Annotated in this window: 23 protein-coding genes; 11 read left to right on the top strand and 12 right to left on the bottom strand. The window is 70.7% G+C overall.

The window, feature by feature from the left end; all coding sequences use genetic code 11:
- Position 1 precedes the first annotated feature (1 nt).
- A complete protein-coding gene (locus tag Adu01nite_RS09630) occupies positions 2 to 1,288 on the bottom strand; it encodes an acyltransferase family protein (protein ID WP_203726222.1) in 1,287 nt (428 codons plus the stop codon).
- Positions 1,289 to 1,360: 72 nt separating this feature from the next.
- A complete protein-coding gene (gene arc / locus Adu01nite_RS09625) occupies positions 1,361 to 3,142 on the bottom strand; it encodes a proteasome ATPase (RefSeq protein ID WP_203726221.1) in 1,782 nt (593 codons plus the stop codon).
- Between the two features lie 174 nt (positions 3,143 to 3,316).
- Between arc and Adu01nite_RS09620 the strand changes: the two genes are divergently transcribed.
- The gene (locus Adu01nite_RS09620; protein ID WP_203726220.1) at positions 3,317 to 3,610 is read left to right on the top strand and encodes a ferredoxin; all 294 of its coding nucleotides are present in this window, start codon (positions 3,317 to 3,319) and stop codon (positions 3,608 to 3,610) included.
- A gap of 88 nt (positions 3,611 to 3,698) precedes the next feature.
- Here Adu01nite_RS09620 and Adu01nite_RS09615 read toward each other — a convergent pair whose 3' ends face one another.
- The 3 genes from Adu01nite_RS09615 to Adu01nite_RS09605 all read right to left on the bottom strand — a co-directional run bounded on the left by Adu01nite_RS09615 (position 3,699) and on the right by Adu01nite_RS09605 (position 6,529).
- Positions 3,699 to 4,289 carry a hypothetical protein gene (locus tag Adu01nite_RS09615; protein WP_203726219.1) on the bottom strand — a complete coding sequence of 197 codons (591 nt, stop codon included), beginning with the start codon at positions 4,287 to 4,289 and terminating at the stop codon, positions 3,699 to 3,701.
- Positions 4,290 to 4,396: 107 nt separating this feature from the next.
- Positions 4,397 to 5,314 carry a tRNA (adenine-N1)-methyltransferase gene (locus tag Adu01nite_RS09610; protein ID WP_203726246.1) on the bottom strand — a complete coding sequence of 306 codons (918 nt, stop codon included), beginning with the start codon at positions 5,312 to 5,314 and terminating at the stop codon, positions 4,397 to 4,399.
- Positions 5,315 to 5,362: 48 nt separating this feature from the next.
- On the bottom strand, positions 5,363 to 6,529 hold the full coding sequence (locus tag Adu01nite_RS09605; RefSeq protein ID WP_203726218.1) for a site-2 protease family protein: 1,167 nt from the start codon (positions 6,527 to 6,529) through the stop codon (positions 5,363 to 5,365).
- 59 nt (positions 6,530 to 6,588) lie between these two features.
- On the opposite strand from Adu01nite_RS09605, the gene Adu01nite_RS09600 reads away from it, so the two are divergent.
- Both Adu01nite_RS09600 and Adu01nite_RS09595 read left to right on the top strand, forming a co-directional pair.
- Positions 6,589 to 7,554: a RecB family exonuclease gene (locus Adu01nite_RS09600; RefSeq protein ID WP_203726217.1), complete on the top strand. Its 966-nt coding sequence runs from the start codon at positions 6,589 to 6,591 to the stop codon at positions 7,552 to 7,554.
- A 382-nt stretch (positions 7,555 to 7,936) separates the two neighbouring features.
- On the top strand, positions 7,937 to 8,530 hold the full coding sequence (locus Adu01nite_RS09595) for a LuxR C-terminal-related transcriptional regulator (RefSeq protein WP_379138889.1): 594 nt from the start codon (positions 7,937 to 7,939) through the stop codon (positions 8,528 to 8,530).
- Between the two features lie 482 nt (positions 8,531 to 9,012).
- Here the strand turns inward: Adu01nite_RS09595 and Adu01nite_RS09590 are convergent, their stop codons facing one another.
- Both Adu01nite_RS09590 and Adu01nite_RS09585 read right to left on the bottom strand, forming a co-directional pair.
- Positions 9,013 to 9,828, bottom strand: a complete 816-nt coding sequence (locus tag Adu01nite_RS09590; protein ID WP_203726216.1) for a DUF4097 family beta strand repeat-containing protein — start codon at positions 9,826 to 9,828, stop codon at positions 9,013 to 9,015.
- A gap of 49 nt (positions 9,829 to 9,877) precedes the next feature.
- Complete coding sequence (locus Adu01nite_RS09585; protein WP_203726215.1) at positions 9,878 to 10,363, bottom strand: hypothetical protein; 486 nt, start codon at positions 10,361 to 10,363, stop codon at positions 9,878 to 9,880.
- A gap of 271 nt (positions 10,364 to 10,634) precedes the next feature.
- On the opposite strand from Adu01nite_RS09585, the gene Adu01nite_RS09580 reads away from it, so the two are divergent.
- Together Adu01nite_RS09580 and Adu01nite_RS09575 are read left to right on the top strand one after the other, a co-directional pair.
- Positions 10,635 to 11,387, top strand: coding sequence for an ABC transporter ATP-binding protein (locus tag Adu01nite_RS09580; protein ID WP_203726214.1), 753 nt, complete (start codon positions 10,635 to 10,637; stop codon positions 11,385 to 11,387).
- The gene (locus Adu01nite_RS09575) at positions 11,387 to 13,915 is read left to right on the top strand and encodes an ABC transporter permease (RefSeq protein ID WP_203726213.1); all 2,529 of its coding nucleotides are present in this window, start codon (positions 11,387 to 11,389) and stop codon (positions 13,913 to 13,915) included. Before Adu01nite_RS09580 ends, Adu01nite_RS09575 begins: the two co-directional genes overlap by 1 nt.
- On the opposite strand, the gene Adu01nite_RS09570 is transcribed toward Adu01nite_RS09575, so the two are convergent.
- A complete protein-coding gene (locus Adu01nite_RS09570) occupies positions 13,884 to 14,570 on the bottom strand; it encodes an HAD family hydrolase (RefSeq protein ID WP_203726212.1) in 687 nt (228 codons plus the stop codon). The genes Adu01nite_RS09575 and Adu01nite_RS09570 overlap by 32 nt on opposite strands.
- Before the next feature lie 70 nt (positions 14,571 to 14,640).
- Here Adu01nite_RS09570 and Adu01nite_RS09565 point away from each other — a divergent pair, with 70 nt between their 5' ends.
- From Adu01nite_RS09565 to Adu01nite_RS09555, 3 genes are all read left to right on the top strand, one after another.
- A complete protein-coding gene (locus tag Adu01nite_RS09565; protein ID WP_239132263.1) occupies positions 14,641 to 15,384 on the top strand; it encodes an aminoglycoside 3'-phosphotransferase in 744 nt (247 codons plus the stop codon).
- 20 nt (positions 15,385 to 15,404) lie between these two features.
- The gene (locus tag Adu01nite_RS09560; RefSeq protein ID WP_203726211.1) at positions 15,405 to 16,145 is read left to right on the top strand and encodes a YqjF family protein; all 741 of its coding nucleotides are present in this window, start codon (positions 15,405 to 15,407) and stop codon (positions 16,143 to 16,145) included.
- A gap of 107 nt (positions 16,146 to 16,252) precedes the next feature.
- Positions 16,253 to 16,846 (top strand): DUF4190 domain-containing protein, encoded by a 594-nt coding sequence (locus Adu01nite_RS09555; RefSeq protein WP_203726210.1) that lies wholly within the window; start codon positions 16,253 to 16,255, stop codon positions 16,844 to 16,846.
- A 21-nt stretch (positions 16,847 to 16,867) separates the two neighbouring features.
- Here the strand turns inward: Adu01nite_RS09555 and Adu01nite_RS09550 are convergent, their stop codons facing one another.
- From Adu01nite_RS09550 to Adu01nite_RS09540, 3 genes are read right to left on the bottom strand one after another with little or no spacing between them, the layout of a single operon-like run.
- The gene (locus tag Adu01nite_RS09550; protein WP_203726209.1) at positions 16,868 to 17,572 is read right to left on the bottom strand and encodes an SDR family NAD(P)-dependent oxidoreductase; all 705 of its coding nucleotides are present in this window, start codon (positions 17,570 to 17,572) and stop codon (positions 16,868 to 16,870) included.
- 11 nt (positions 17,573 to 17,583) lie between these two features.
- Positions 17,584 to 18,402 carry an AraC family transcriptional regulator gene (locus Adu01nite_RS09545; protein ID WP_203726208.1) on the bottom strand — a complete coding sequence of 273 codons (819 nt, stop codon included), beginning with the start codon at positions 18,400 to 18,402 and terminating at the stop codon, positions 17,584 to 17,586.
- Between the two features lie 52 nt (positions 18,403 to 18,454).
- The gene (locus tag Adu01nite_RS09540; protein WP_203726207.1) at positions 18,455 to 19,006 is read right to left on the bottom strand and encodes a hypothetical protein; all 552 of its coding nucleotides are present in this window, start codon (positions 19,004 to 19,006) and stop codon (positions 18,455 to 18,457) included.
- Positions 19,007 to 19,063: 57 nt separating this feature from the next.
- Here Adu01nite_RS09540 and Adu01nite_RS09535 point away from each other — a divergent pair, with 57 nt between their 5' ends.
- Positions 19,064 to 19,531, top strand: a complete 468-nt coding sequence (locus Adu01nite_RS09535; protein ID WP_203726206.1) for a GNAT family N-acetyltransferase — start codon at positions 19,064 to 19,066, stop codon at positions 19,529 to 19,531.
- A gap of 1 nt (position 19,532) precedes the next feature.
- Here the strand turns inward: Adu01nite_RS09535 and Adu01nite_RS09530 are convergent, their stop codons facing one another.
- Positions 19,533 to 20,405, bottom strand: coding sequence for a CDP-alcohol phosphatidyltransferase family protein (locus tag Adu01nite_RS09530; RefSeq protein WP_203726205.1), 873 nt, complete (start codon positions 20,403 to 20,405; stop codon positions 19,533 to 19,535).
- Positions 20,406 to 20,586: 181 nt separating this feature from the next.
- Between Adu01nite_RS09530 and hpt the strand changes: the two genes are divergently transcribed.
- The gene (gene hpt, locus Adu01nite_RS09525; protein WP_239132262.1) at positions 20,587 to 21,117 is read left to right on the top strand and encodes a hypoxanthine phosphoribosyltransferase; all 531 of its coding nucleotides are present in this window, start codon (positions 20,587 to 20,589) and stop codon (positions 21,115 to 21,117) included.
- Positions 21,118 to 21,242: 125 nt separating this feature from the next.
- Positions 21,243 to 22,112: a PAC2 family protein gene (locus Adu01nite_RS09520; protein ID WP_203726204.1), complete on the top strand. Its 870-nt coding sequence runs from the start codon at positions 21,243 to 21,245 to the stop codon at positions 22,110 to 22,112.
- The last annotated feature ends 83 nt before the right edge of the window (positions 22,113 to 22,195 follow it).

Here is a 22,195-nt window from a genome sequence, read left to right as displayed (position 1 = left end):
CCTAGACGCTCTGTCGCTCGTTCTCCCCCTGCCCCGTCGCGGTGGCGGCACGCTGGGTGGCGATCGAACTGGCCGGAATCGGGCGCGGGTCGAGCCGGGCGGTCAGCTTCCGGCCGAGCCGCTGGCCCGGGATTTCCACCATGCGGTACGCGACCCAGGCGACCCCAAGAGCGACGATCACGTACGCGAGCCCGACCGCGACCCTGATCACACCGGCGCTCTTCCCGATATCCGGGACGATCCGGACGACCTGGAACAGCAGTACGGCGTGCAGCAGGTACAGCGAGTAGCTGATCCGGCCGAGCCACGTCAGTAATGCCGGAACCGGCCGGTTTCGCATGGCGAACGCGAGGGCGAAGGTGACCGCGACGGCGCCGACGTTGGCCGCCCAGACGCGCAGCGCCGCGGTCGTACCCAGATGTGTCCAATGCGCACCGACGACGCTCAGCGTGACCGTCGTCAGCGCGATGGCCGCCGGCCGGCGGCCGAGCTGCCCGTGCTGCCACCGGTAGACCACGGTGCCGGCGAACATCACCGCGAGCAGCAGCAGCCCCTGCCAGGAGGCGACGACCGTGCTGTTCTTCGTGTCGTGGCCGTTGAGCGCGGGCAGCAGCAGCAACGCGATGCCGGCGGTCCCGGCCAGAAGAACAAACCGATCCTTGACGTACGCGAGGACGCTGAGCCCGATCACGACGACCAGGACCGCCGCCGTGGTCCGCCGCTGCCCCGGGTCGGCCCCGAAGAGGTTGTCGGGCGGCCCCAGGAAGGCCAGAACTGCCAACCCGGACGCCCACCAGGCGCTGTGCCGGTGCAACTTCCAGGCGAAGAGCCCGGAGACGACCAGGTAGAACGTCATCTCGTAGGAGAGGGTCCAGAAGACCCGGACGGCGCCGCGCTGGCCGAGCAGGTCCGGCATCATCGTGGCGTGCGCGAGGACGCCGGTGACCGTCTCCTGGCGCAGCGAGGCCGGCCAGGTCATCCAGCCGGCCGCGCAGAGGACCGCGACGAGGGCGATCGCGAAGAGGTAGGCCGGGTAGATCCGGCAGAGCCGGCCGATCCAGAAGCGGCGCAGGCTGCCGTGCTTCTCCAGCGACATCGGGATGACGTAGCCGGAGACCAGGAAGAACAGCAGCACGCCGTACTTCCCGAGGTCGATGTGGCGCATGACCGCGAGGTGCCGCTCGCTGCCGAGCACGAGCGGGCTCAGGTGGAAGCAGACGACGGTCAGGGCGGCGTAGCCGCGGAGCGCGTCCAGCCAGCCGAGGCGTACCGGAATGGGGGCGGTCATGCCCGGTGCAACGAAACCGCGGGCGGAAGGGTGATCCCCTCCGCCCGCGGCCTCTTGTCGCTACCGGTGTCGCTACAGGTACTGACCGGTGTTGCTGGCCGTCTCGATCGAGCGGCCGGCCTCGGCGCCCTTGCCACCGGAGACGAGCGTGCGGATGTAGACGATCCGCTCGCCCTTCTTGCCGGAGATGCGGGCCCAGTCGTCCGGGTTGGTCGTGTTGGGCAGGTCCTCGTTCTCCCGGAACTCGTCGACGCAGGAATCGAGCAGGTGCTGCAGGCGCAGCCCCTTCTTCCCGGAGGTGAGGAACTCCTTGATCGCCATCTTCTTGCCGCGGTCCACGATGTTCTGGATCATCGCGCCGGAGTTGAAGTCCTTGAAGTACAGGACTTCCTTGTCACCGTTCGCGTAGGTGACCTCCAGGAAGCGGTTCTCCTCGCTTTCCGTGTACATCCGCAGGACAACGGCCTCGATCATCGCGGCCACCGTGACGTCGCGGTCGTTGCCGTGCTCGATCAGATCGTCGGTCGAGAGCGGCAGGCCGGCCAGGATGTACTTGGCGAAGATGTCCTTCGCCGCCTCGGCGTCCGGACGCTCGATCTTGATCTTCACGTCGAGACGGCCGGGCCGCAGGATCGCCGGGTCGATCATGTCTTCCCGGTTGGACGCGCCGATCACGATCACGTTCTCCAGGCCCTCGACGCCGTCGATCTCGCTGAGGAGCTGAGGCACGATCGTGTTTTCCACGTCGCTGGAGACACCCGAGCCGCGGGTCCGGAAGATCGAGTCCATCTCGTCGAAGAACACGATCACCGGGGTGCCCTCGCCGGCCTTCTCCCGAGCCCGCTGGAAGACCAGGCGGATGTGCCGCTCGGTCTCACCCACGTATTTGTTCAGAAGCTCCGGGCCCTTGATGTTGAGGAAGTAGCTGGTGTGCTTCTCCTCGCCACGCCGCTCGGCGATCTTCTTGGCCAGCGAGTTGGCCACCGCCTTCGCGATCAGGGTCTTGCCGCAGCCGGGCGGGCCGTAGAGCAGGATGCCCTTCGGCGGGCGCAGCTGGTGCTCCCGGAACAGGTCGGCATGCAGGAACGGCAGCTCGACCGCGTCGCGGATCTGCTCGATCTGGGAGTGCAGGCCACCGATGTCGGTGTAGTCGACGTCGGGCACCTCCTCCAGGACGAGCTCCTCGACCTCGCTCTTCGGGATCCGCTCGTACGCATACGCCGAGCGGGGCTCGATCATGAGCGAGTCGCCCGCACGCAGCTTCGCGATGTCGAGCGAGTCGGCGAGGAACACGATGCGCTCCTCGTCGGCGTGCGAGACCACGAGGGCCCGGTCGCCACGCTCCCCGTTCGGCCCGGACAGGACCTCCTTGAGCAGGACAACCTCGCCACTGCGCTCGAACCCGAACGCGTCGACGACATTCAGCGCGTCGTTGAGCAGGACTTCCTGCCCGCGCTGGAGCTCCTCGACCTCGAGCGACGGTGAGACCGCCACCCGCAGCTTGCGGCCGCCGGTGAACACGTCGACCGTGCCGTCCTCATGTGCTGCCAGGAAAACGCCGTAGCCGCTGGGCGGCTGGGCGAGCCGGTCAATCTCTTCCTTGAGAGTGACGATCTGGGCCCGGGCTTCCTTGAGGGTCGCCACGAGCCGGTCGTTGTTCTCGGTCAGTCGGGCCAGCTGCGCCTGCGTTGCCGCGAGCCGTTCCTCGAGCTGCCGGACGTGTCGTGGGCTTTCGGTCAACTTTCGCCGAACAAGGGCGAGTTCCTCCTGCAGGAACGCGACCTGGCTGGAGAGATCGTTGGCCTCTTTCTCCCAACGTGCGGCGCGTGAATCCGCCTCGTCGCTACGTGCCACGTCCCACCTCCCCGGGGGCTCGAACGTCTTGCGATAACACTAGCTGCTGTGGCCGGGATTTCGACCCATGCAACACCCTCGTCACCGAGTCTTGATCCATTCGGTCAGTAGTGGCCAGTTGGTTGTCGGAGGGATCCGGTACCGTCGGCCGGGGCCATTTTCAGGAGGTACGTGTTGTCGGCGGAGACCGTGACGGACGAGTTGCAGGTCTGGGTGGATCAGGATCTGTGCACCGGGGACGGGCTCTGCGTGCAGTACGCACCGGAGGTCTTCGAGTTCGACATCGACGGCCTTGCTTACGTCAAGGATCCGGCCGGTGAGCTGCGACAATCCCCTGGCGCACGGGTCGGCGTGCCGGCTCGTCTACGCCTCGAAGTGATCGACTCGGCCAAGGAGTGCCCCGGCGACTGCATCCACGTGGTGCGGTCCGCCGACGACGTCGAGGTCGCCGGCCCCGACGCCGGCTGACAACCTTCCCGAAGTACGCATCCGGCGCGCGAAAACCTTTGCCGGGCGACGCGGATTCGCGGAAAATGTCACATGCCCGAAACGAGCCTCACAGGGTGGGTCGGCCCACCAACGAGGCAACAACTCGGGAGAACTCCTCAAGACGGGCGATCTGCCCCGGACCGCCGTCGTCCAGGGTCTTGCCGAAGCGCAGCGCGTCGTGCCGCAGCGCGCTCCGGCCCTCGCCCTCGTCCATGCCGGGCGGCGGGACGGCGTCGTCGATCGAGCTGAGCAGCAGGTAGACGTCGATACTGTCGACCCGGGCCTGCCCGGTCGAGGTGCGGGTGAGCCGCCGCCGGCAGCCCACCTCGGTCACCGTCGACAGCGGCACCACCCGCAACGACGAGGTCATCGAGCCGACCGGGCCGTCCCCGGGCGCCACATCCTCACCGTGCCACAGCACGAGGCGGCTGCCGTCACAGATGACGACCTCCTGCCAGACACCGTTGACCTCGTTGACGAAGCGCTCAAGGGTGAAACACAGCACCGAGGCGCCGCGCAGGACGCCGAAGAGGGCGTCCAGCGCCACCTCGGGGTCGCGCAGGTAGGCCCGGGCCGCCGAATCGAGATCCTGGTAAGGAGACCAGTCCGGGAAGACCGCCGGCATCTCGTTACTGCCGCCGAACGGCGGAGAACTCATCGCTCCCACCCCATCCTCCCCCGGTAGCGCGGCCTCCCGTGGTTTCAGGCCGCCTTGGAAGCTACCCGAATCCAGCGGCCCGAGTCACATCGCTTGTGCGAGGACCGTCATCGATCCAGGTCGGCGGCCTCCGCCTCGTTCGCTGCGGCGGCGGCCAGGGCCGCCTGTGCCGCGCGGCGAAGTGCGTACGCTTCGGCGCCCTTGCTCGGTTTGCGCCGTCGCGGCGGGGCCGTCACGCCCGGCGCGAGCTTGCGCGCCGACACCAGGAACGCGGTGTGCGCGACCATCCGGTGGTCGGGGCGCACCGCCAGGCCCTCGGCGTGCCAGTCCCGGACCAGGGACTCCCAGGCCCGCGGCTCGGTCCAGCCGCCGCGCTCGCGCAGCGCCTCGACCAGCTCGGACAGCTGCGGGGTGGTGGCCACGTAGCCGATGAAGACGCCGCCGGGCACCAGCGACCGCTCGACCATGTCGAGCGCTTCCCACGGGGTCAGCATGTCCAGGATGATCCGGTCGAAGCCGGTCTCGGCGTTGTCCGCGACGTCGCCGTTGTGCAGGTGCCACGCCGGGTGCGGGCCGCCGAAGAACGCCTCCACGTTCTTGCGGGCGATCGCCGCGAAGTCGTCGCGCAACTCGAACGAGTGCAATTCGCCGGCGCTGCCCACCGCCCGCAGCAGCGAGCAGCTCAGCGCGCCGGAGCCGGCTCCGGCCTCCAGAACCTTCGCACCCGGGAAGATGTCGCCCATCGCGACGATCTGCGCCGAGTCCTTCGGGTAGATCACCTGGGCGCCGCGCGGCATGCTCAGCACGTAGTCGCTGAGCAGCGGCCGCAGCGCCAGATATTGGGTGCCGCCGGCCGAGCTCAGGACGCTGCCTTCAGGCAGGCCGATGATCGCGTCGTGGTCGAGGGCACCACGGTGCGTGTGGAACGACTTGCCCGGCTCGAGCACGATCGTGTGCATCCGCCCCTTGGGGTCGGTGAGCTGGACGCGGTCACCCACCCGGAACGGCCCGGTGTGCGCGGGCATCGAGTCGTCGACGACGGTGGCAGGCGAACTGGTCACAAACTCTTCTCTCTACTTCATGCCTCGTGGGGTGCGTGGCCGGCGCGGCTCCAGCACCTCGGCGACATCGCCGACCCGGAGCACACCCACCACGTCCTCGCCCGAGGTGACCACGTACTGCCCGGCCGGCTGGGCCTGCAGAGCGCGCACCACCTGCTCGCCGCTGAGCCCGAGCGGCAGCGCGGGCACCGCGTCGCGGGAGCGGGACACGGAGTCCACGGCCACCCACGGGCGACGGTCGACCGGAACCCGCTCGGCGGCGACCGGGTCGACCAGTGCGGTGAGATTACCGGCCGAGTCGGTGACGGCCAGCACCACGTTCGGTCTCGGGTCCTCGGAGCGGCGCCGCTGGGCCTCGCCGAGCGGGGTGCCGGCCGGCACGGTCAGCAGCGGGCGGGCCATCGTGGCCAGGTCGACCAGGGGGAACCGGCGGGTCATCCGGGCCAGCCGGATCGACTGGCCGGCGCCCTGCCACAGGGTGAAGACGACCAGGATGACGAACGCCAGCCCGAACAGCGTGACGAACTCGGCCCGGTAGAGCCAGATCGCCGCCACCAGGCAGACGAACGCGATGATCCGGCCGGACCAGGCGGCCGCCTCGGTGGCCCGGTTACGGTCCCGGATCAGCGCCCACAGCCCGGCCCGCAGCGCCCGGCCACCGTCCAGCGGCAGGCCCGGCAGCACGTTGAAGAGCGCGACCAGCAGGTTGCTGGCGGCCAGCTGGAACGCCACCTGGTCGGCCAGGGTGCGGTCGGGCAGCGCCAGGGTGGCCGCGGTGGCGAGCCCGCCGAGCACCAGCGACACCGCCGGGCCGGCCAGGCTGACCAGGGCGTCGACCTTCGGTGTGGGGGCGTCGCGGTCCATCTCGGTCCACCCGCCGAGCAGCTCGAGGGTGATGCCGCGGACCCCGATGCGGTAGCGGCGGGCGGTCAGCGCGTGGCCCAGCTCGTGCAGCAGCACCGAGCCGAGCAGGCAGACCACGAAGGCCAGGCCGACCAGGTAGCCCACCGGGTCGGGCAGGTCGAGCTCGGCGCGGACCCAGTTGCCGTAGACCACCGTGACGAGCGCCGCGAGCAGCAGCATCGACCCGTTCATGTAGATCGGGATGCGCAGCACGTGGCCGACCGGCCGGGCGGCGCGGCCCGGACGCCGCTGCGGGGTGCTCTCCTGCTGCTCCACCCGGTCGATGCTACGGAGGCGCCGCGTTTTCGTCGTACCCCTGCCCTAGCCTCTCTCTCATGACGGCACAGACGGTCTCCTCACCCCCGCCCGGCGGCACCCCCACGGGTCCCTCGCTGTCGCCGTCGCGGGCGGCCGATTTCAAGACCTGCCCCCTGCTGTTCCGCTTCCGCACCATCGACAAACTGCCCGAGCAGCCCACCGCCGACCAGGCCCGCGGCACCCTGGTCCACGCGGTCCTGGAGCGCCTTTTCGACCTGCCGGCTCTTTCGCGTACGCCGGAGGCCGCGGCCGCCCTGGTCGAGCCGGCCTGGGCCGCGCTGCTGGAGGCCGAGCCGGCCCTGCTCGACATCTTCGCCGCGCCCGCCGCCCCGCGCCCCGCGGTGACCGACCAGGCCGCCCTGATCGCCGAGGCCGACGCGACCGGCCCGGTGGGCGCCGGCGACGAGGCGACCCGCCTGGCCACGTTCCTGGCCGGCGCCACCGACCTGCTGCAGGGCTACTTCGCGGTGGAGGACCCGCAGCGCCTGGAGCCCGCCGAGCGCGAGGCCCTGGTGTCCACCCTGGTCGACGACGAGCTGCTGATCCGGGGTTACATCGACCGCCTCGACGTCTCCCCCGCCGGCGACCTGCGGGTGGTCGACTACAAGACCGGCGGCGCCCCGCGCGAGGCGTTCGAGGGCCGCGCCCTGTTCCAGCTGAAGTTCTACGCCCTGGTCCTCTGGCGCACCCGCGGCGTGGTCCCCCGCGTGCTGCGCCTGCTCTACCTGAAGGATGCGGAGGTCTGCGACTACAGCCCCGACGCCGAGGAACTGGAGCGTTTCGAGCGCACCCTGGTCGCCCTGTCCCAGGCGATCGAGCTGGCCAAACGCACCCAGGATTTCCGCCCCAAACCGAGCCGGCTGTGCGGTTGGTGCAGCCACCAGGCCCTGTGCCCCGAGTTCGGCGGCACCCCGCCCCCGTTCCCGACCGCGCCGGTGGTCCGCATCGACCTGACCCCCGCCGACGACGATCGCCTAGGGTGACGCCCAAGCGCATTCGCCCCTGACCGCCCGCCACCCACCGAGGGCCGGCCGCGGGGCGAGACCGCGGCGGATCGGTGTGAGTGCGGAGGGTGGGTTCGGCGGGGTGAGCGACAGTAGGGCCAGGCCACTGCGCGTGCTGCTGGTCGACCCGGCACCGATGCACCGATCCGGCCTGCGCATGGTCCTCGCAGCCGGATCGGGCACCGGCCGCGACCGCGCGCGCAGCGGCCGCGCGGAGGTAGGCGGCCCGGACGGCGGCGGCCCGGACGGCGGCGGCCCAGATGGCGGCGGCCCGGATGGCGGCGGTGACACGGCCGGCCGTGGCGCGGGCGGCGGTCGCGCGGACGGCGACGGCTGGGCCGGCGACGGCGCGGACGGTTCGCTGGCGCCCGAGATCGTTGTGGTGGGTGAGACCGGGGACGGCGCCGAGGCGGTCGAGCTGGCCCGGCGGCTGCTGCCCGATGTGCTGATCACCGAGATCCCGCTGCCGCGGCTCGACGGGCACGCCGTCGCGCGGGCGGTGACGCAGGCCGGCCTCCCGGTGCGGGTGCTGATCCTGACCGCGCACGACAGCGACGAGGAGGTGCTCGGCGCCATCACGGCCGGCGCGGGCGGCTTCCTGCGCAAGGACGCCCCGCCCGGCGAGGTGATCGCGGCCGTGCGGGCGGTCGCGGCGGGCGGCGCGGTGATCACCCCGATGGTGCTGGCCCGCATCCTGGCCCGGGTGGCCGAGGCGCTGCCCGCCCCCGAGACCACCACCACGTCGAAGCTGGACGCGCTGACCGACCGCGAGCGCGAGGTCCTGGTCCACCTGGCCCGCGGCCACTCGAACGCCGAGATCGCGGTGGCCCTGCAGGTGAGCGAAACCACCATCAAGACGCACGTGGGCCACGTCCTCACGAAGCTCCGCCTGCGCGACCGCACCCAGGCGGTGGTCCTCGCCTACGAAACCGGCCTGGTCAAGCCGGGCAGCTGACCCCACCTGCGTTTCCACCCCGCGGTGCCGCTCTCGCCCACACCGCCACCTTCCACGTCGCCCGCTGCCACCCTCCGTGCCTGCTCGGCCACCGCGCCTGCCTATCCTCCGTGCTCCCACCCCTCTCCGCGATCTTGGAGAGTTGGTACCCCATAAACCTCCAGACTCGACAAGATCGCCCGGTGTCCGCCTGAAGGCGAGCGACGACAGTCGATCTTGTTGACTTCACGCCACGGGCGAACGCAAATTCGACAAGATCGGCCCGCCTGGCCCTGCCAGCACGGCACGCCGGCCGGGCGCCGCGATGCCCGGTGGCGGTAGCCACCGGGCTTGCGGTCAGCGACGTCGTGGGTTTGGGGTGGGGCCTCGGCTCCGGGGCCACTCCGGCGGGGTCATCGCGGCTGCGCGTGTGGAGGCCGGCAGCAGGCGGTGGCGGATGGCGTGGGCTCGGGACTCGAGGGCGAAACGGGAACCGGGGAGCATCAGGCGGCCTTTGCGGTCTCGGTGGTGCGGTGGACGTGGATGTTGCCGCTGGCGGTGCGGATCTTCAGCTCCAAGGACGCCGTGGTGCCGGTCGGGGGGATGTCGCCGGTGGCGGTCAGGTCGCTCGTCGAGCGGCCGGAGGCCGTGTTCAGGTCCATCCAGACGCCCGAACCGGGGGCCACGCCGACCTGGACGTCACCCGACGCCGTCTTGACCGATGCCTTGCCCTGGCGGAGCCGGCCGATCTCGATGTCGCCGCTCGCCGAGCCGGCCCGGACGCCGGATTCGAGGGCTCCGGTGCGGATGTTGCCGCTCGCGGTCTGCGCGTTGACGTCACCGGTGACGTCACCGATGCGCAGGGCGCCGGACGCGCTTTTCGCGACCAGGGCGCCACCGACCCGGCCGATCACGATGTCGCCGCTGGCCGCGTCGAGGTGGGCGTCGCCGGTCACCTCGGCCACGTCGACGTCGGCGGAGGCCACGTTGATCTGGGCCGAGGACCAGACGCCGGCGGCCCGCAGGTCGGCGGCCGAGCTCTTGGCATGCAGGGCGCTGCCGATCGGCACCCGGGCCCTGATCCAGAGTTTCGGGGTGCGGCGCCAGAGCCAGTGCTCGCTGCCGGGGGTCTGCACGATCAGCGTGTCGTCCTCCAGCTCGACGCGGGTCTTCTCGGCCGCCTCCCGGCCGGCGTCGCTGCTGTCCAGCGGCTGGACGTCCACCTCGATATGGAGGCGTTCCTCGGCGATGACCTCGACGAGGCCGCCCTGGGCGCGCAGGACGAGGGTGACGGGTGCGGCGTGGTCGAACTCGTACATGGTCTCTCCTCAAAAAGAAACGAAGGCCTCAAAAAGAAACGAAGGGGGATCAGGCCTGGAAGTAGCCGGTCATCCGCTTCGGGGACCGCTCGGCCCGGCCGGACGGCGGCTGGTTGCGGGAGGTCAGCGCCGAGGTCACCGCGCGGACCAGCCACGCGTTGACCGAGACGCCCTCGGCGGCGGCCAGCTCCTCGACGTGCGTCTTGAGCGACTCGGCCATCCGCAGGGTGAGCCGGGTGAGGTCGCCGGCGTCGCTGATCGGCGGGGCCGGCGGCGTCTCGGACTGCTCGGGGGTGGTGCGGGTGACCACCAGGTCGGCGTCGCGGCCGCGCAGCCGCACCTCGACGGTGGCGTCGCTGAGCCGGGTGGTGATCTCGGCGGCCGCGTCGGAGAGCGCCTCGAGCAGCGCGAGCCGGGCGGATGCCTCCAGCGAGTGGCCGAGCAACTCGGCCGCGCGAGTGGTCTCCGGGCCGCCCGGTGCCGCGGCGGCGGCGAGGTCGGCCCGGAGGGTCTCGAGGTACGGCGTCAGGTCCATGTCACCACTATGACGTCATCGGTGACGTCAGTCAAGCGTCAGCTAGGCGTCACTGATGACATCTCAGGGTCGTCCCTGACACCGGCTCGGGTTCACCCCGTACCGAAATCTCGCGTCCGGCTCCGACTGTGGGCGGACGTTTCGCGCCCGCCGCGCCGAAAGACTGATTCCTGCCGGCCGGGCGAAAGCCCGGCCGGACCAACAGACCAAGTGGGGATCGGACGGCCCGGCCAAACGGGGGCGGAGCCGCACGTCGAGGGGGCAGGACGAGATGACCGGGACACAGGCGCCGGAGCCGATGGCGGCGCGCGCCGAAGAGGTGTGGAAGGTCTACGGGAAAGCGGAGGCGCAGGTCGTCGCGCTCCGCGGGGTGAGTGCGACCTTCGGGCGAGGGCGGTTCACCGCGATCATGGGTCCGTCCGGCAGCGGCAAGTCGACGCTGATGCACTGCCTGGCGGGGCTGGACACGGTCACCCGCGGCACGGTGCACATCGGCGGCACCGAGGTGACCGGGCTGAACGACAAGGCGATGACCAAGCTGCGCCGCGACCGGGTGGGCTTCATCTTCCAGCAGTTCAACCTGCTGCCGACGCTGACCGCGGCGGAGAACATCCGGCTGCCGCTGGACATCGCCGGCCGCAAGCCGGACCCGCAGTGGTGGGACACGGTGATCGAGACGGTGGGCCTGCAGGACCGGCTCAAGCACCGGCCGGCCCAGCTCTCCGGCGGCCAGCAGCAGCGGGTGGCGTGCGCGCGGGCACTGATCAGCCGCCCGGACGTGATCTTCGCGGACGAGCCGACCGGCAACCTGGACTCGAAGTCGGGCGCCGAGGTGCTGTCGTTCCTGCGGGACAGCGTGCGCGAGCACGGGCAGACCATCGTGATGGTGACGCACGACCCGGTCGCGGCCAGCTACACCGATCGGGTGATCTTCCTGGCCGACGGCGCGATCGTGCACGAGCTGGCCAACCCGACCCCGGAGACCGTCCTCGAGGCGATGAAGTCCGGGGAGGTGCTGGTCTGATGCTGCGCGCAACGCTGAAGAGCCTGCTCGGCCGCAAGCTACGCCTGGTGCTGTCCGGCCTGGCCGTGGTTCTCGGCGTGATGTTCGTGGCCGGCGCGTTCGTGGTGACCGACACGCTCGGGCGCTCGTTCGACCAGCTGTTCGCGACCGCGTTCGAGGGCACCGACGTGGGGGTGTCGGCCAAGCCCAAGATCGAGGTCTCGGAGATGGAGGGTGAGCAGGTCGCCTCGACCCTGCCGGCGGCAGCAGTCCAGCAAGTCCGAAATGTCCAAGGAGTCAAGAGTGCCACCGGTGTGGTCAACTCCGATGGCGCCCGGGTGATCGGCTCGGACGGCAAGGTGCTGGCCGGCACCGGCCCGCCCCGGCTCGGCGAGAACTGGGTCGGCACCGACGACCTGCTGCAGCTGCGCGAGGGCCGCGGCCCGACGGCGGACGACGAGATCGCGGTGAACGCGCTGATCGCCAAGCAGGGCAAGCTCAAGATCGGCGACAAGGTGGGGGTGCTCACCCTGGAGCCGAAGAAGATGTTCACCCTGGTCGGCATCTGGGGCTACGCCGGCGACAAGGACTCGATCGGCGGTTCCCAGGAGGTCGCCTTCACCGAGCCGGTCGCCCAGAAGTTGATGATCGGCCGCACCGGCGAGTTCAACATGATCAACGTCAAGGCCGCCGACGGCGTCACCCCGGAGCAGCTGCGGGACCGGATCGCCGCGACGATCGGCGCCGGTTACGACGTGAAGACCGGCGACCAACTGGCCGAGGACAACGCGGCCGGGCTCAAGGAGTTCCTCGGCTTCTTCAACAAGATCCTGCTGGGCTTCGCGAGCGTCGCCCTGTTCGTCGGGATCTTCCTGATCCTCAACACGTTCTCGATCATCATCGCGCAGCGGACCAAGGAGCTGGCGATGATGCGGGCGCTCGGCGCGAGCCGCCGCCAGGTGATCGGCTCGGTGCTGCTCGAGGCGGTGGTGATCGGCCTGGTCGCGGCGCTGCTCGGGCTCGGGGCCGGGGTCGGTGTGGGGGCCGCACTGGGTCAGTTCTTCGCCTCGCTCAACGACGGCTTCGAGATGGCCACCGTCGGGGTGCCGCTGTCCGCCGTGGTCAGCTCGCTGCTGGTCGGCGTGCTGGTGACCGTGGTCGCGGCTCTGCTGCCGGCGTTGCGCGCGTCGCGGATCTCCCCGGTCGCGGCCATGCAGGACGTGGCCACCCCGGACCGGCCGCTCACCAAGGTCAGCGTCGCGGGTGCGGTCGTCGGCGCGACCGGCGGCACGCTGCTGGCGATCGGCCTCTACGGCTCGGGCGGCCTGTGGCTGATCCTCGGCGGCGTGCTGGTCTGTTTCATCGGCATCGCGCTGCTCACCCCGCTGATCTCCCGCCCGGTGGTGGCGCTGCTCGGCCGGCTGTTCTCCTGGTCGGTGCCGGGCCGGCTGGGCCGGCTCAACTCGGGCCGCAACCCGCGCCGCACGGCAATCACGGCGGCCGCCCTGATGGTCGGCATCGCTCTGGTCACCGGAGTGACGGTGGTGATGGACTCGGCCAAGAAGAGCCTGGCCGCGCAGGCCGAGGACACGATCCGGGCGCAGGTGATCATCGGCGGCGATCAGAACGGGCCGCGCCCGCCGACGTTCGACCCGGCGGTCATCGACAAGACCGCGCAGATCGCCGGCGTCCGCGGCGCCGCCGGCATCTGGCAGGACCAGGCCAAGATCAACGGCGAGCTGACGTACGTCACCGCCACCAAGGACCTGGCCGTCCTCGGCGACGCGTTCGGCGGACTGCAACTCAGCCCGCTGAAGGACGATCAGATGGCGGTCAGCACGCAGCAGCTCACCGAGAAGGGCTGGAAGGTCGGCGACACGGTGAGTGTCCAGCTGTCGCACGGCGACGAGCGCCGCTACACGATCACCGAGTCGTACGACGAGGACGCGATGGTCGGCGGCTATCAGGTCCCGTTCGCCGCGGCCAAGGACTTCGGCATCCCGCAGCCGGTGTTCGGGTTCGTCCGGCTGACCGACGGCACCACCGTCGACCAGGTGCTCCCGGCGATCAAGGCGCTGGTCGCGGACAGTCCCGAGGTGAGCGCGACCGACCGCACCACGTTCATCCAGGATCAGCTGGCCGACCTCGACACGATCATCACGATGGTGCAGGTGCTGCTGGCGCTGGCGATCCTGATCGCGGTGCTGGGCGTGGTCAACACCCTGGCGCTGTCGGTGCTGGAACGCACCCGGGAGCTGGGCCTGCTGCGGGCGGTGGGCCTCAGCCGCGGCCAGACGATGCGGATGGTGACGGTCGAGGCCGTGGTCATCTCGGTCTTCGGGGCGCTGCTCGGGGTGGCGGTCGGGTCCGGCCTGGGCGCGGCCGTCGTCCGGGCGCTGAAGGACGACGGCATCGACCAGCTGGTCCTGCCGTGGGGCGGGATGGGCACCTACCTGGTGCTGGCCGCCCTGGTCGGGGTGCTGGCCGCGGTACTGCCGTCGATCAAGGCGGCCCGGCTCAACGTCCTGGCCGCAATAGCTCATGACTGATCAGCAGTGACGCCAGATAGGCGGGGTCCACGCCGACCAGCGATCGGCGCAGGTGGACCCCGTCCGTCGGCGGAAGCTCCAGCTCGGCCGGCACGGCCAGCACGGCCGCCCCGGAGGCGAGCGCGCTGGCCACGCCGGTCGGCGAGTCCTCGATCGCGACGCACCGTTCGATCGGCACGCCCAGCAGGGCGGCGGCCGTCCGATACGGCTCCGGGTCGGGCTTGGGCATGGTGACCTCGTCGCCGCAGACGACGACGTCGAAGTTCTCCCGGCCCAGGGTGTCCAGCGCCGACTCGACCAGGACCCGGCCGGTGGAGGTGACCAGGGCGGTGGGCAGGCCGGCCTTCTTGACCGCGCGGAGCAGCTCGGCCGCGCCGGGCCGCCAGACGAGGCCCTCGCGGAACAGGGTGAAGACCCGCGACGTCAGCCACTTGACGTCGGGTTCCTCGGGACGGTCGGGCTGACCGAGGTCCTCCCGGAAGATCCGCATGCTCGACGCCATGCTGCCGCCGACCATCGCCGCCCGGGCCTGCGGCGAGAGTTCGCCACCCGCCCACGCGGCCAGTTCGTGCAGCGCGATCTCCCAGACCTTCTCGCTGTCCACCAGCGTGCCGTCCATGTCGAAGAGCACCGCAGCGGGATGTTGTGAGTTCATCGCCGCCAATTCTTCCCGCCCGGGCGGGTCTCCGGGCTGCCGTGTGACGCAAGTGGCAGAGTTGACGCCCGTGCAGCCTCCGGAGACGGACTTCGGTACCGACATCGACGTGCCCGCCGCGGTGACCGCGATCGCCGCCGGCCGCCGCCTCACCCCGATCTGGCGAAATGTGGTCGGCGGCCTGACATACCGCATCGATGACGACTATTTTGTCAAATTCGCCCCGAAAGGGGTGAACCTGCCGCTTGCCCAGGAGGCCGGCCGACTGGCGTGGGCCGCCCGCTGGACCCCGGTCCCGGAGGTGGTCAGCGCCGGCCAGGACGACACCGGCGCCTGGCTCGTCACCAAGGCGATCGACGCCCGGTCCGCCGTCGACCGGCACTGGAAAGCGCACCCGGCGACCGCGGTCAAGGCCATCGCCGACGGACTGCGCGAGCTGCACCACGGCGTACCCGTCAAGGAATGCCCTTTCGACTGGAGCGTCGAACGCCGCCTGGCCGGGGCCGACCGCAACCCCGGCAACGGCGCGGCCTGGCGCCGAGCCGCAACCCCACCCCCGATCGACCGCCTGGTCGTCTGCCACGGCGACCCGTGCGCCCCCAACACCCTGATCGGCGACGACGGCCGCTGGCGGGCACACGTCGACATGGCCACCATGGGGGTCGCCGACCGCTGGGCCGACCTCGCCGTCGGCTCGTGGAGCCTGAGCTGGAACTACGGCGACGGCTGGGAGGACCTGTTCTTCGACACCTACGGCATCGCCGCCGACCGGGAACGCATCGCCTACTACCGGTTGCTGTGGGATCTCGGCTGAGCACCGCGTAGGTTCCGACCATGAACGTCGAGCAGGTCACGCCCGAGACGACCCGCCCGGTCGGCCGCCCGATCCTGGGTCAGCGCTGGCTCGACCTGACCTTCCTGCACTGGCCGGCCGATCCGGCGACGGTCGCGCCGCTGCTCCCACCGGGCACCTCCCCCGACCTTTTCGACGGCGTCACCTACGTCGGGCTGATCGCGTTCCGGATGGCCGGCGTCGGCTTCCTGCGGACGCCCGGCGTGCCCTATCTCGGCACGTTCTGCGAGACCAACGTGCGTCTGTACAGCGTGGACGAAAACGGTCACCGCGCGGTCGTCTTCCGCTCCCTCGACGCCGAGCGCCTGCTACCGGTCCTCACCGCCCGTGCCTGGCTGCGCCTGCCGTACATGTGGGCCCGAATGCGCCTGAAACGGGACGGCGAAATCCTCACGTACACGTCGAAACGCCGCTGGCCAGGACCGCGCGGGGCGAGCAGCAGCCTCACCGTCCGCATCGGCGAGGAGATCCCCGAACCCACCCCGCTCGAACACTTCCTGACGGCTCGCTGGGGCCTGCACACCCACGCCTGGGGCCGCACGATCCACCTGCCCAACGAACATCCACGCTGGCCACTGCGCCGCGCCGAGCTGATCGACCTCGACGACGACCTGATCAGCGCAGCCGGCCTGCCAACCCCCACCGGCCCGCCGATCAGCGTGCTCTACTCCCCCGGCGTAGCTGTCACTTTCGGAAAACCACTTCAGGGATACGCTCGCTGAAAAGCCCCCGACCGCACTCGGGCCGCACCCGCCCCAGCAGCCGGCCAGGCGCGGGGTCAAGGCCGTCCCGGGCCGCCGGGTGGCGGGGTGCTGCCACCATCGGGCGCATGGATGACGATCAGTTCAAGGGCAATCCACTGGCGCCGATCGGACTCGTGCTCAGCATCCTCGGCGGCCCGTTCGGCCTGATCGTCTCGTTCCTCGCCCTGCGCCGCTCGGACCGCACCGGTGAGGGCCGCGGCATGGCCCTGGCCGGCCTCCTCATCTCCGCGGCCTGGATCACGATCGGCGTCTTCGTCCTGTCCAACATCGTCAACCCGGCCGATCCCGCGGTCGCCGAGGCCGATCGGGCCCGGCCGACCGGCACCACGGTGACGGTCAACCCGGCGGTCGCCGACGCGACCACGCCCCCGGCCGAGCCGCCGATCACCGCCCGCGAGCTGTCCGCCCTGGCCACCGACCCGGCCGCGGCGAAGGGCAAGAAGTTCTCCCTCCTGGGCGAGGCCGTCACCGCCGACGCCGACGACGTGATCGCCTACGTGCACTCCGCCGATTCGCCGACCGCCACCCGGGTGGTGCTGCGCGGCCCGCTGGTCGGCGACGTGACCGAGGACGACGCGTTCGAGGCAATCGTCACGGTGACCGGCACCAGGGCCGGCGGCCTCCCACTGCTGCAGGTCACCGAGCTCGAGGTGAGCTAGGGCGGTTTCGGGCGACCGGCACTAGAAGTCCAGCCCGCCGGTGGCCCGGATGTTCTGGCCGGTCACCCAGCCGCCGTCCGCCGACACCAGGAACGCGACGACGGCCGCGATGTCGGCGGGCGTGCCGAGCCGGCCCAGCGCGGTGAGTTCGGCGGCCCGGGCGAGGCCCTCGGCGGAGTTGACCGAGCGCAGCATCTCGGTGTCGGTGGCGCCCGGCGACACCGTGTTGACGGTGATCCCGCGCGGGCCGAGCTCCTTGGCCGCGACCGCGGCGACCTGCTCCAGCGCCGCCTTGCTGGCACAGTAGAGCGACAGCCCCGGCCCGGCCGCCACCGTGTTGAGCGTGGAGATGTTGACGATCCGGCCGCCGTCGCGCAGCAGCGGCACGGCCGCCTGGATGGCCAGCAACGGGAACCGGAAGTTGACCGTGAAGACCCGGTCGATCTCGGCCACGGTCAGGTCGGCGATCGTCGTCTGCGACACCGTCCCGGCGTTGTTCACCAGGATGTCCAGCCCGCCCGCGACCCGGTCGAAGATCGCCGCCAGATTGCCCAGGTCGGCCTGGTCGGCCCGCACCCCCACGGTGCCCGGCACCGGATCGGCCGGCTCCTGGTGCGCGTAGGTGAACACCACCTCGGCCCCCGCCGCCGCGAGCCGCTCGACGATGGCCCGCCCGATCCCCCGCGACCCGCCCGTGACTACCGCCGTCTTCCCGTTGAGCGTCATGCCCTCGAAGGCTAGACAGCCGATCGCGGCCGGTCTTGAACAATTGCGCGCAGTTCCCCCGGCGTGACCCCGGCCATGGCCCGGGTCTCCCTGGTCAGGTGCGGCTGGTCGGCGTAGCCGCCGGCGGCCGCGACCTCGGCCAGCCCGACGCCGTCGCCGATCAGCCGCAGCGCCCGCTGGAACCGCGCGATCCGGCCCACGGCACCCGGCGACAGCCCGAACGAGCCGCGGAAGTCGCGCTCCAGCCCGCGCCGCCCGACGCCGAGCTCGGCCGCCAGCTCCCCGATCCGCAGCCGCCCGCCGGACTGTTGGAGTCGCCGCCAGGCCGCACCGGCCACGCCTGCGCCGCCGGTCGCAGTCCCGTCGCCGCCGGCCCTCCCGGAGCCGAGCCGGGCCGCCAGCAGTTCGTCGAGCAGACGGAACCGGCTGCTCCGATCCGGGGCCTGCGCCAACCGCTCGGGCAGCTCCGCAGCATGCGCGCCCGGCAGGTCGTCGAGGGTGAGGGTCGCGCCGACCAGCTCCCGCATCGGGACCCCGAGCAGCGCGTGCACCCCGGCCGGGGTCAGCCCCACGGTGACGCCGTGCCCCCAGGTGGTCGGCCCGTCGGTGGTCGTCGCCGCGCGCGGCCCGGTGACGACCGCTCGTCCGCCGGCGAAGTCGACGATCAACGCGGCCACGCTGATCGGCAGCAGCCGGTGCGCGATGGCCCGGCCGTCCGCCGAGCGGAAGCCGCCGTAGCCGAGCACGTGCCCGCGCAGCGCCGGCGCCGCGGCCCGCTGGACCGTCTCGCAGCCGGCCGCCCCCGCCCGGACCGGCACCGAGTGGATCATCGGGAGAGCCTGAAGTCCGCCACGCTGTCAGCCTGGCGCGGCTGTCAAGGGCTCAGACCTTGGTCGGCAGCCGGCGGTGCAGCTCGGCCAGGAGTACGTCCGGGCCCGGCGACATCAGGCCGACGTCGACCAGGTAGGAGACCTCGCCGCCGCGCTTGCGCATCCGGGGCGCGCGGCCCGGGCCGTCACCGGGCGTGGCGAAATCCGGGGCGACCGGGGTGACGACCAGCTCGGTGAACGGGCCCCGGTGCCGCAGCGCGACCGTGGCCACGCCGGCCCAGGGCAGGTGCACCGGCTTGCGGCCGGTGGCGGCGAAGTCGAGGCCGTGCATCGAGCTGTGCAGCCAGCCCAGCCGCTTCCACGCCATCAGCAGGATGCCGGCGGCCGTCACGACCGGGACGATCAGCGCTATCTCCAGGTAGGTGACCACGTCGTCGCCGGAGAGGGTGTCGCCGACCGCTAGCCGGACGAGGATGTGCAGGCCGAGGCTGACCACCCACACGGCCGCGATCACCCACAGCATGGTCACGTAGACCATGGCCCGGGGCTGGAAGAACGTCACGGTGTCGTCGGCCGGTCCGAGGACTTGGTCGATGTGCGCCACAGTTGCATTATGCGGGTTTATACAACGATTTGTCGGTCTCAACGGGATTATGACGGTATGACGGCGATGGCCACGGAGACGGTGCACCGGCTCACGGCCACCGACGACACCCTCTTCGGCGACGCCGCCGCACTCTTCGACGAGTACCGGCAGTACTACGGCGCCAACCCGGCCCCGGAGGCGGTCGCCGAGTGGATGCTCGAACAGGTGATGTCGTCCCGGACCAGGATCTACGTCGCCGGGACCGCGGCCGAGGCGTACGGCATCTGCTCGATCGCGGTCGTACCCGCCGCCCTCACCCTGCGCACCGCCTGGCTCGTGCGTGATCTCTACGTCGCGCCGCAGGCGCGCCAGAAGGGCGTCGCCAAGGCTCTGCTGGAGTTGATCGCGCACGACGCCCGGACGTCCGGCGCGCACCGGCTGTCACTGCAGACGGAGACCACCAACGTCCGGGCCATCGAGCTGTACGCGAAGAGCGGTTACTCGGTGCTGACCGACGTGGCCCTGATGGACCACGTGCTGTGACTCAGACCGAGACGACGTCCACCGGCTCCCCGGCCTGCGCCGGGATCACGGCCATCTTGCGCTCGTACGTCCGCGTCGCCGTCCACAGCTTGTAGATCAGCAGCAGCTCGAAGCCGGCCAGCAGCACCGCCGAGATGAGCGTCGTCCCGATGATCCAGTTCACCACCGGGCCGATGATGAACACGAACATCATGAACTCGATGCCGCTGATCACGTGCGCCCGGATCCGCTGCCGGATCAGCGCGTTGCGGATCGTCATGAACAACCCGAAGCGGTTCTTGAAGTCGCTGTACATGTCGACGGTGTCGTCCTCGGGCGCGGTGAGCTCCTCCGCGGTCTCCTCGACGACGAGCGCGGGGCCGTGCAGCTCCGCCAGGTTCGTCTTCATCTCCGTCTTGACCTTGCCCATCTGCAGGGCGTTCAGGTAGCGGAACATGTCGAGGAAGAGCACCAGGCCGGCGAGCCACACGTAGACGAAGTCGTGGGTCCGTTCGTACTGCCCGCCGAACAGGCCGACCGCGCACGCGGCCACCCGCAGCCGGTCGAAGACGTAGTCGAGCCACGCCCCGAACACCGACCCGGTCCCGTTCAGCCGGGCGATCTTGCCGTCCATGCAGTCGAGCACGAAGCTCAGGTGGAACAGCAGCGCCCCGACCAGCAGCCAGCCGTAGCTGCCCTGCCAGAACGCGGCGGCCGAGCCGATCCCGATGACGAACGCCGCCGACGTGAGCAGGTTGGGGGTGACCCACCGCCACGGCGCGACCAGCCACACCAGCCGCGAGGCCAGCGGGTCGACCAGCCACACTGTCCACCACGCGTCCCGCGTCTTATAGGTGCGGGACCGAATTTCGCCGAGCGAGACCCGTTGCGCCATGCAGCAACTCCACCAAGGTGCCGAGAAGATGAACAGTCGGACGCGCGGACCTTACCGGACCCTGAAGCGAACACGAAAGCCACCAACCTGGTCCATTTCCCGTTTGCCGCACCGTGGCAGGATCTTCACAACGACAAATCTCGTCGGCCTCGGGAGGGCACACACGGTGGATGCCGGCCACGTGGCAGACGATCTGGAAACGGTGATCCTCACCGAGGAGCAGATCCTCGCCCGAGTCGCCGCGCTCGCCGCTGAGCTGCACGAACGCTATGCCGACGCGACTCCGGTGATGATCGGTGTGCTGGGCGGGGCCGCCACCTTCACGGTTGATCTGGCCCGCGCCTATCCCGCCCAGGCCGAGATCGCCTGGATGGCGATCAAGTCGTACGCGACCCGCAACCGCGCCTCCGGCTCGGTGCGCCTCCGGAAGGACCTCGAGGTCGACATTTCCGGTCGCGACGTGATCATCGTCGATGGCGTCATCGACACCGGCCTCACGATGAGCTGGCTGATCAGCAATCTTGCCCAGCGCGCGCCCCGATCGATCGCGGTCTGCGCGCTGCTCCGTAAGCCGGACACGGCACGCTTCGCCGACACCCCCACGCACGTCGGCTTCGACGTCGGCCCCGGCCTGATCGTCGGCTACGGGTTGGACTACCAGGGGCGTTACCGAAACCTCCGCTGCGCAGCCGTACTCAAGCCGGGTCTTTGATTGGATTTTGCGGTTTTTTGTCGCTTTTATGCATGCTGTGATTCGGCTCTCTGTAGTGGGCCGGGCGCGGCGAGCGCGGCGCGGCCGATGAGTGCCGCACACGCACCGCACGTAGGCTGTCACCTATGACTGAGTTCGACGGCCTCCCGGTCCTTCGCAACCCCGTAGCCATCGCCGCCTTCGAGGGCTGGAACGATGCTGCGGATGCTTCCACCGCGGCCGTGGAACACCTCGAGCAGGTGTGGCAGGCACGGGAGATCTCCGCGATCGATCCGGAGGACTTCTACGACTTCCAAGTGAGCCGCCCGACCATAACGATGGCCGAGGGCGAGACCCGGAAGATCGAGTGGCCGACCACCCGCTTCATGGTGGCCAGCCCCGAGGGCGCCGACCGCGATGTGGTGCTGATCCGCGGCATCGAGCCGAGCATGCGCTGGCGCACCTTCTGCGAGCAGGTCCTCGAGCTCTGCCACAGCCTGGAGGTCGAGCGGATCGTGCTGCTCGGCGCCCTGCTCGCCGACGTGCCCTACACCCGCCCGCTGCCGATCAGCGGCTCGGCCACCGACACCGACATCGCCGACAAGTACAAGGTGGCGCCGACCCGGTACGACGGCCCGACCGGCATCGTCGGTGTGCTGCACGAGGCGGCCGGCCGCGCCGACCTCGAGGCGGTGAGCTTCTGGGTGCACGTCCCGCACTACGCCAACAACCCGCCCTGCCCGAAGGCGACGCTCGCCCTGCTCAGCCGCCTGGAGGACGTTCTCGACCTGCCGGTCCCGATGGCCGACCTGGCCGAGGAGGCCGACGAATGGGAGAAGCGCGTCCGGGTCGCCGCCGAGCAGGACGCCGAGCTCGGCGAATACGTTCGCGAGCTGGAGGAGCGGGTCGGCGACGAGGGCATCCAGCCGCTGACCGGCGACGAGATCGCCAGCGAGTTCGAGAAGTACCTCCGCCGCCGCGGCGGCTCGGCCGGCCCCACCGCCGGCTCCTGGTAGCTGCTTTCCCCGGCTTCTTTGGCCGTGGCCCTCCGGGGTCACGGCCTTTTCGGCGTGTCGCGACCCCGGACACACCCCTTCGG

Source organism: Paractinoplanes durhamensis (assembly GCF_016862175.1).
Lineage (GTDB): Bacteria > Actinomycetota > Actinomycetes > Mycobacteriales > Micromonosporaceae > Actinoplanes > Actinoplanes durhamensis.
The sequence above is the reverse complement of the archived record's forward strand: the minus strand, read 5'-3'. Positions and strand labels throughout refer to the sequence as shown.

Bases quoted from the DNA above. Each gene is read 5' to 3' on its own strand.
- Adu01nite_RS09520 (WP_203726204.1), top strand. From the start codon at position 21,243: ATGACTGAGTTCGACGGCCTCCCGGTCCTTCGCAACCCCGTAGCCATC.
- Adu01nite_RS09600 (WP_203726217.1), top strand. From the start codon at position 6,589: ATGACGGCACAGACGGTCTCCTCACCCCCGCCCGGCGGCACCCCCACG.
- Adu01nite_RS09580 (WP_203726214.1), top strand. From the start codon at position 10,635: ATGACCGGGACACAGGCGCCGGAGCCGATGGCGGCGCGCGCCGAAGAG.
- Adu01nite_RS09530 (WP_203726205.1), bottom strand. From the start codon at position 20,405: ATGGCGCAACGGGTCTCGCTCGGCGAAATTCGGTCCCGCACCTATAAG.
- Adu01nite_RS09585 (WP_203726215.1), bottom strand. From the start codon at position 10,363: ATGGACCTGACGCCGTACCTCGAGACCCTCCGGGCCGACCTCGCCGCC.
- Adu01nite_RS09555 (WP_203726210.1), top strand. From the start codon at position 16,253: ATGGATGACGATCAGTTCAAGGGCAATCCACTGGCGCCGATCGGACTC.
- Adu01nite_RS09575 (WP_203726213.1), top strand. From the start codon at position 11,387: ATGCTGCGCGCAACGCTGAAGAGCCTGCTCGGCCGCAAGCTACGCCTG.
- Adu01nite_RS09570 (WP_203726212.1), bottom strand. From the start codon at position 14,570: ATGAACTCACAACATCCCGCTGCGGTGCTCTTCGACATGGACGGCACG.
- Adu01nite_RS09550 (WP_203726209.1), bottom strand. From the start codon at position 17,572: ATGACGCTCAACGGGAAGACGGCGGTAGTCACGGGCGGGTCGCGGGGG.
- Adu01nite_RS09560 (WP_203726211.1), top strand. From the start codon at position 15,405: ATGAACGTCGAGCAGGTCACGCCCGAGACGACCCGCCCGGTCGGCCGC.
- Adu01nite_RS09630 (WP_203726222.1), bottom strand. From the start codon at position 1,288: ATGACCGCCCCCATTCCGGTACGCCTCGGCTGGCTGGACGCGCTCCGC.
- Adu01nite_RS09615 (WP_203726219.1), bottom strand. From the start codon at position 4,289: ATGAGTTCTCCGCCGTTCGGCGGCAGTAACGAGATGCCGGCGGTCTTC.
- Adu01nite_RS09545 (WP_203726208.1), bottom strand. From the start codon at position 18,402: ATGATCCACTCGGTGCCGGTCCGGGCGGGGGCGGCCGGCTGCGAGACG.
- Adu01nite_RS09590 (WP_203726216.1), bottom strand. From the start codon at position 9,828: ATGTACGAGTTCGACCACGCCGCACCCGTCACCCTCGTCCTGCGCGCC.
- Adu01nite_RS09535 (WP_203726206.1), top strand. From the start codon at position 19,064: ATGACGGCGATGGCCACGGAGACGGTGCACCGGCTCACGGCCACCGAC.
- Adu01nite_RS09610 (WP_203726246.1), bottom strand. From the start codon at position 5,314: ATGCCCGCGCACACCGGGCCGTTCCGGGTGGGTGACCGCGTCCAGCTC.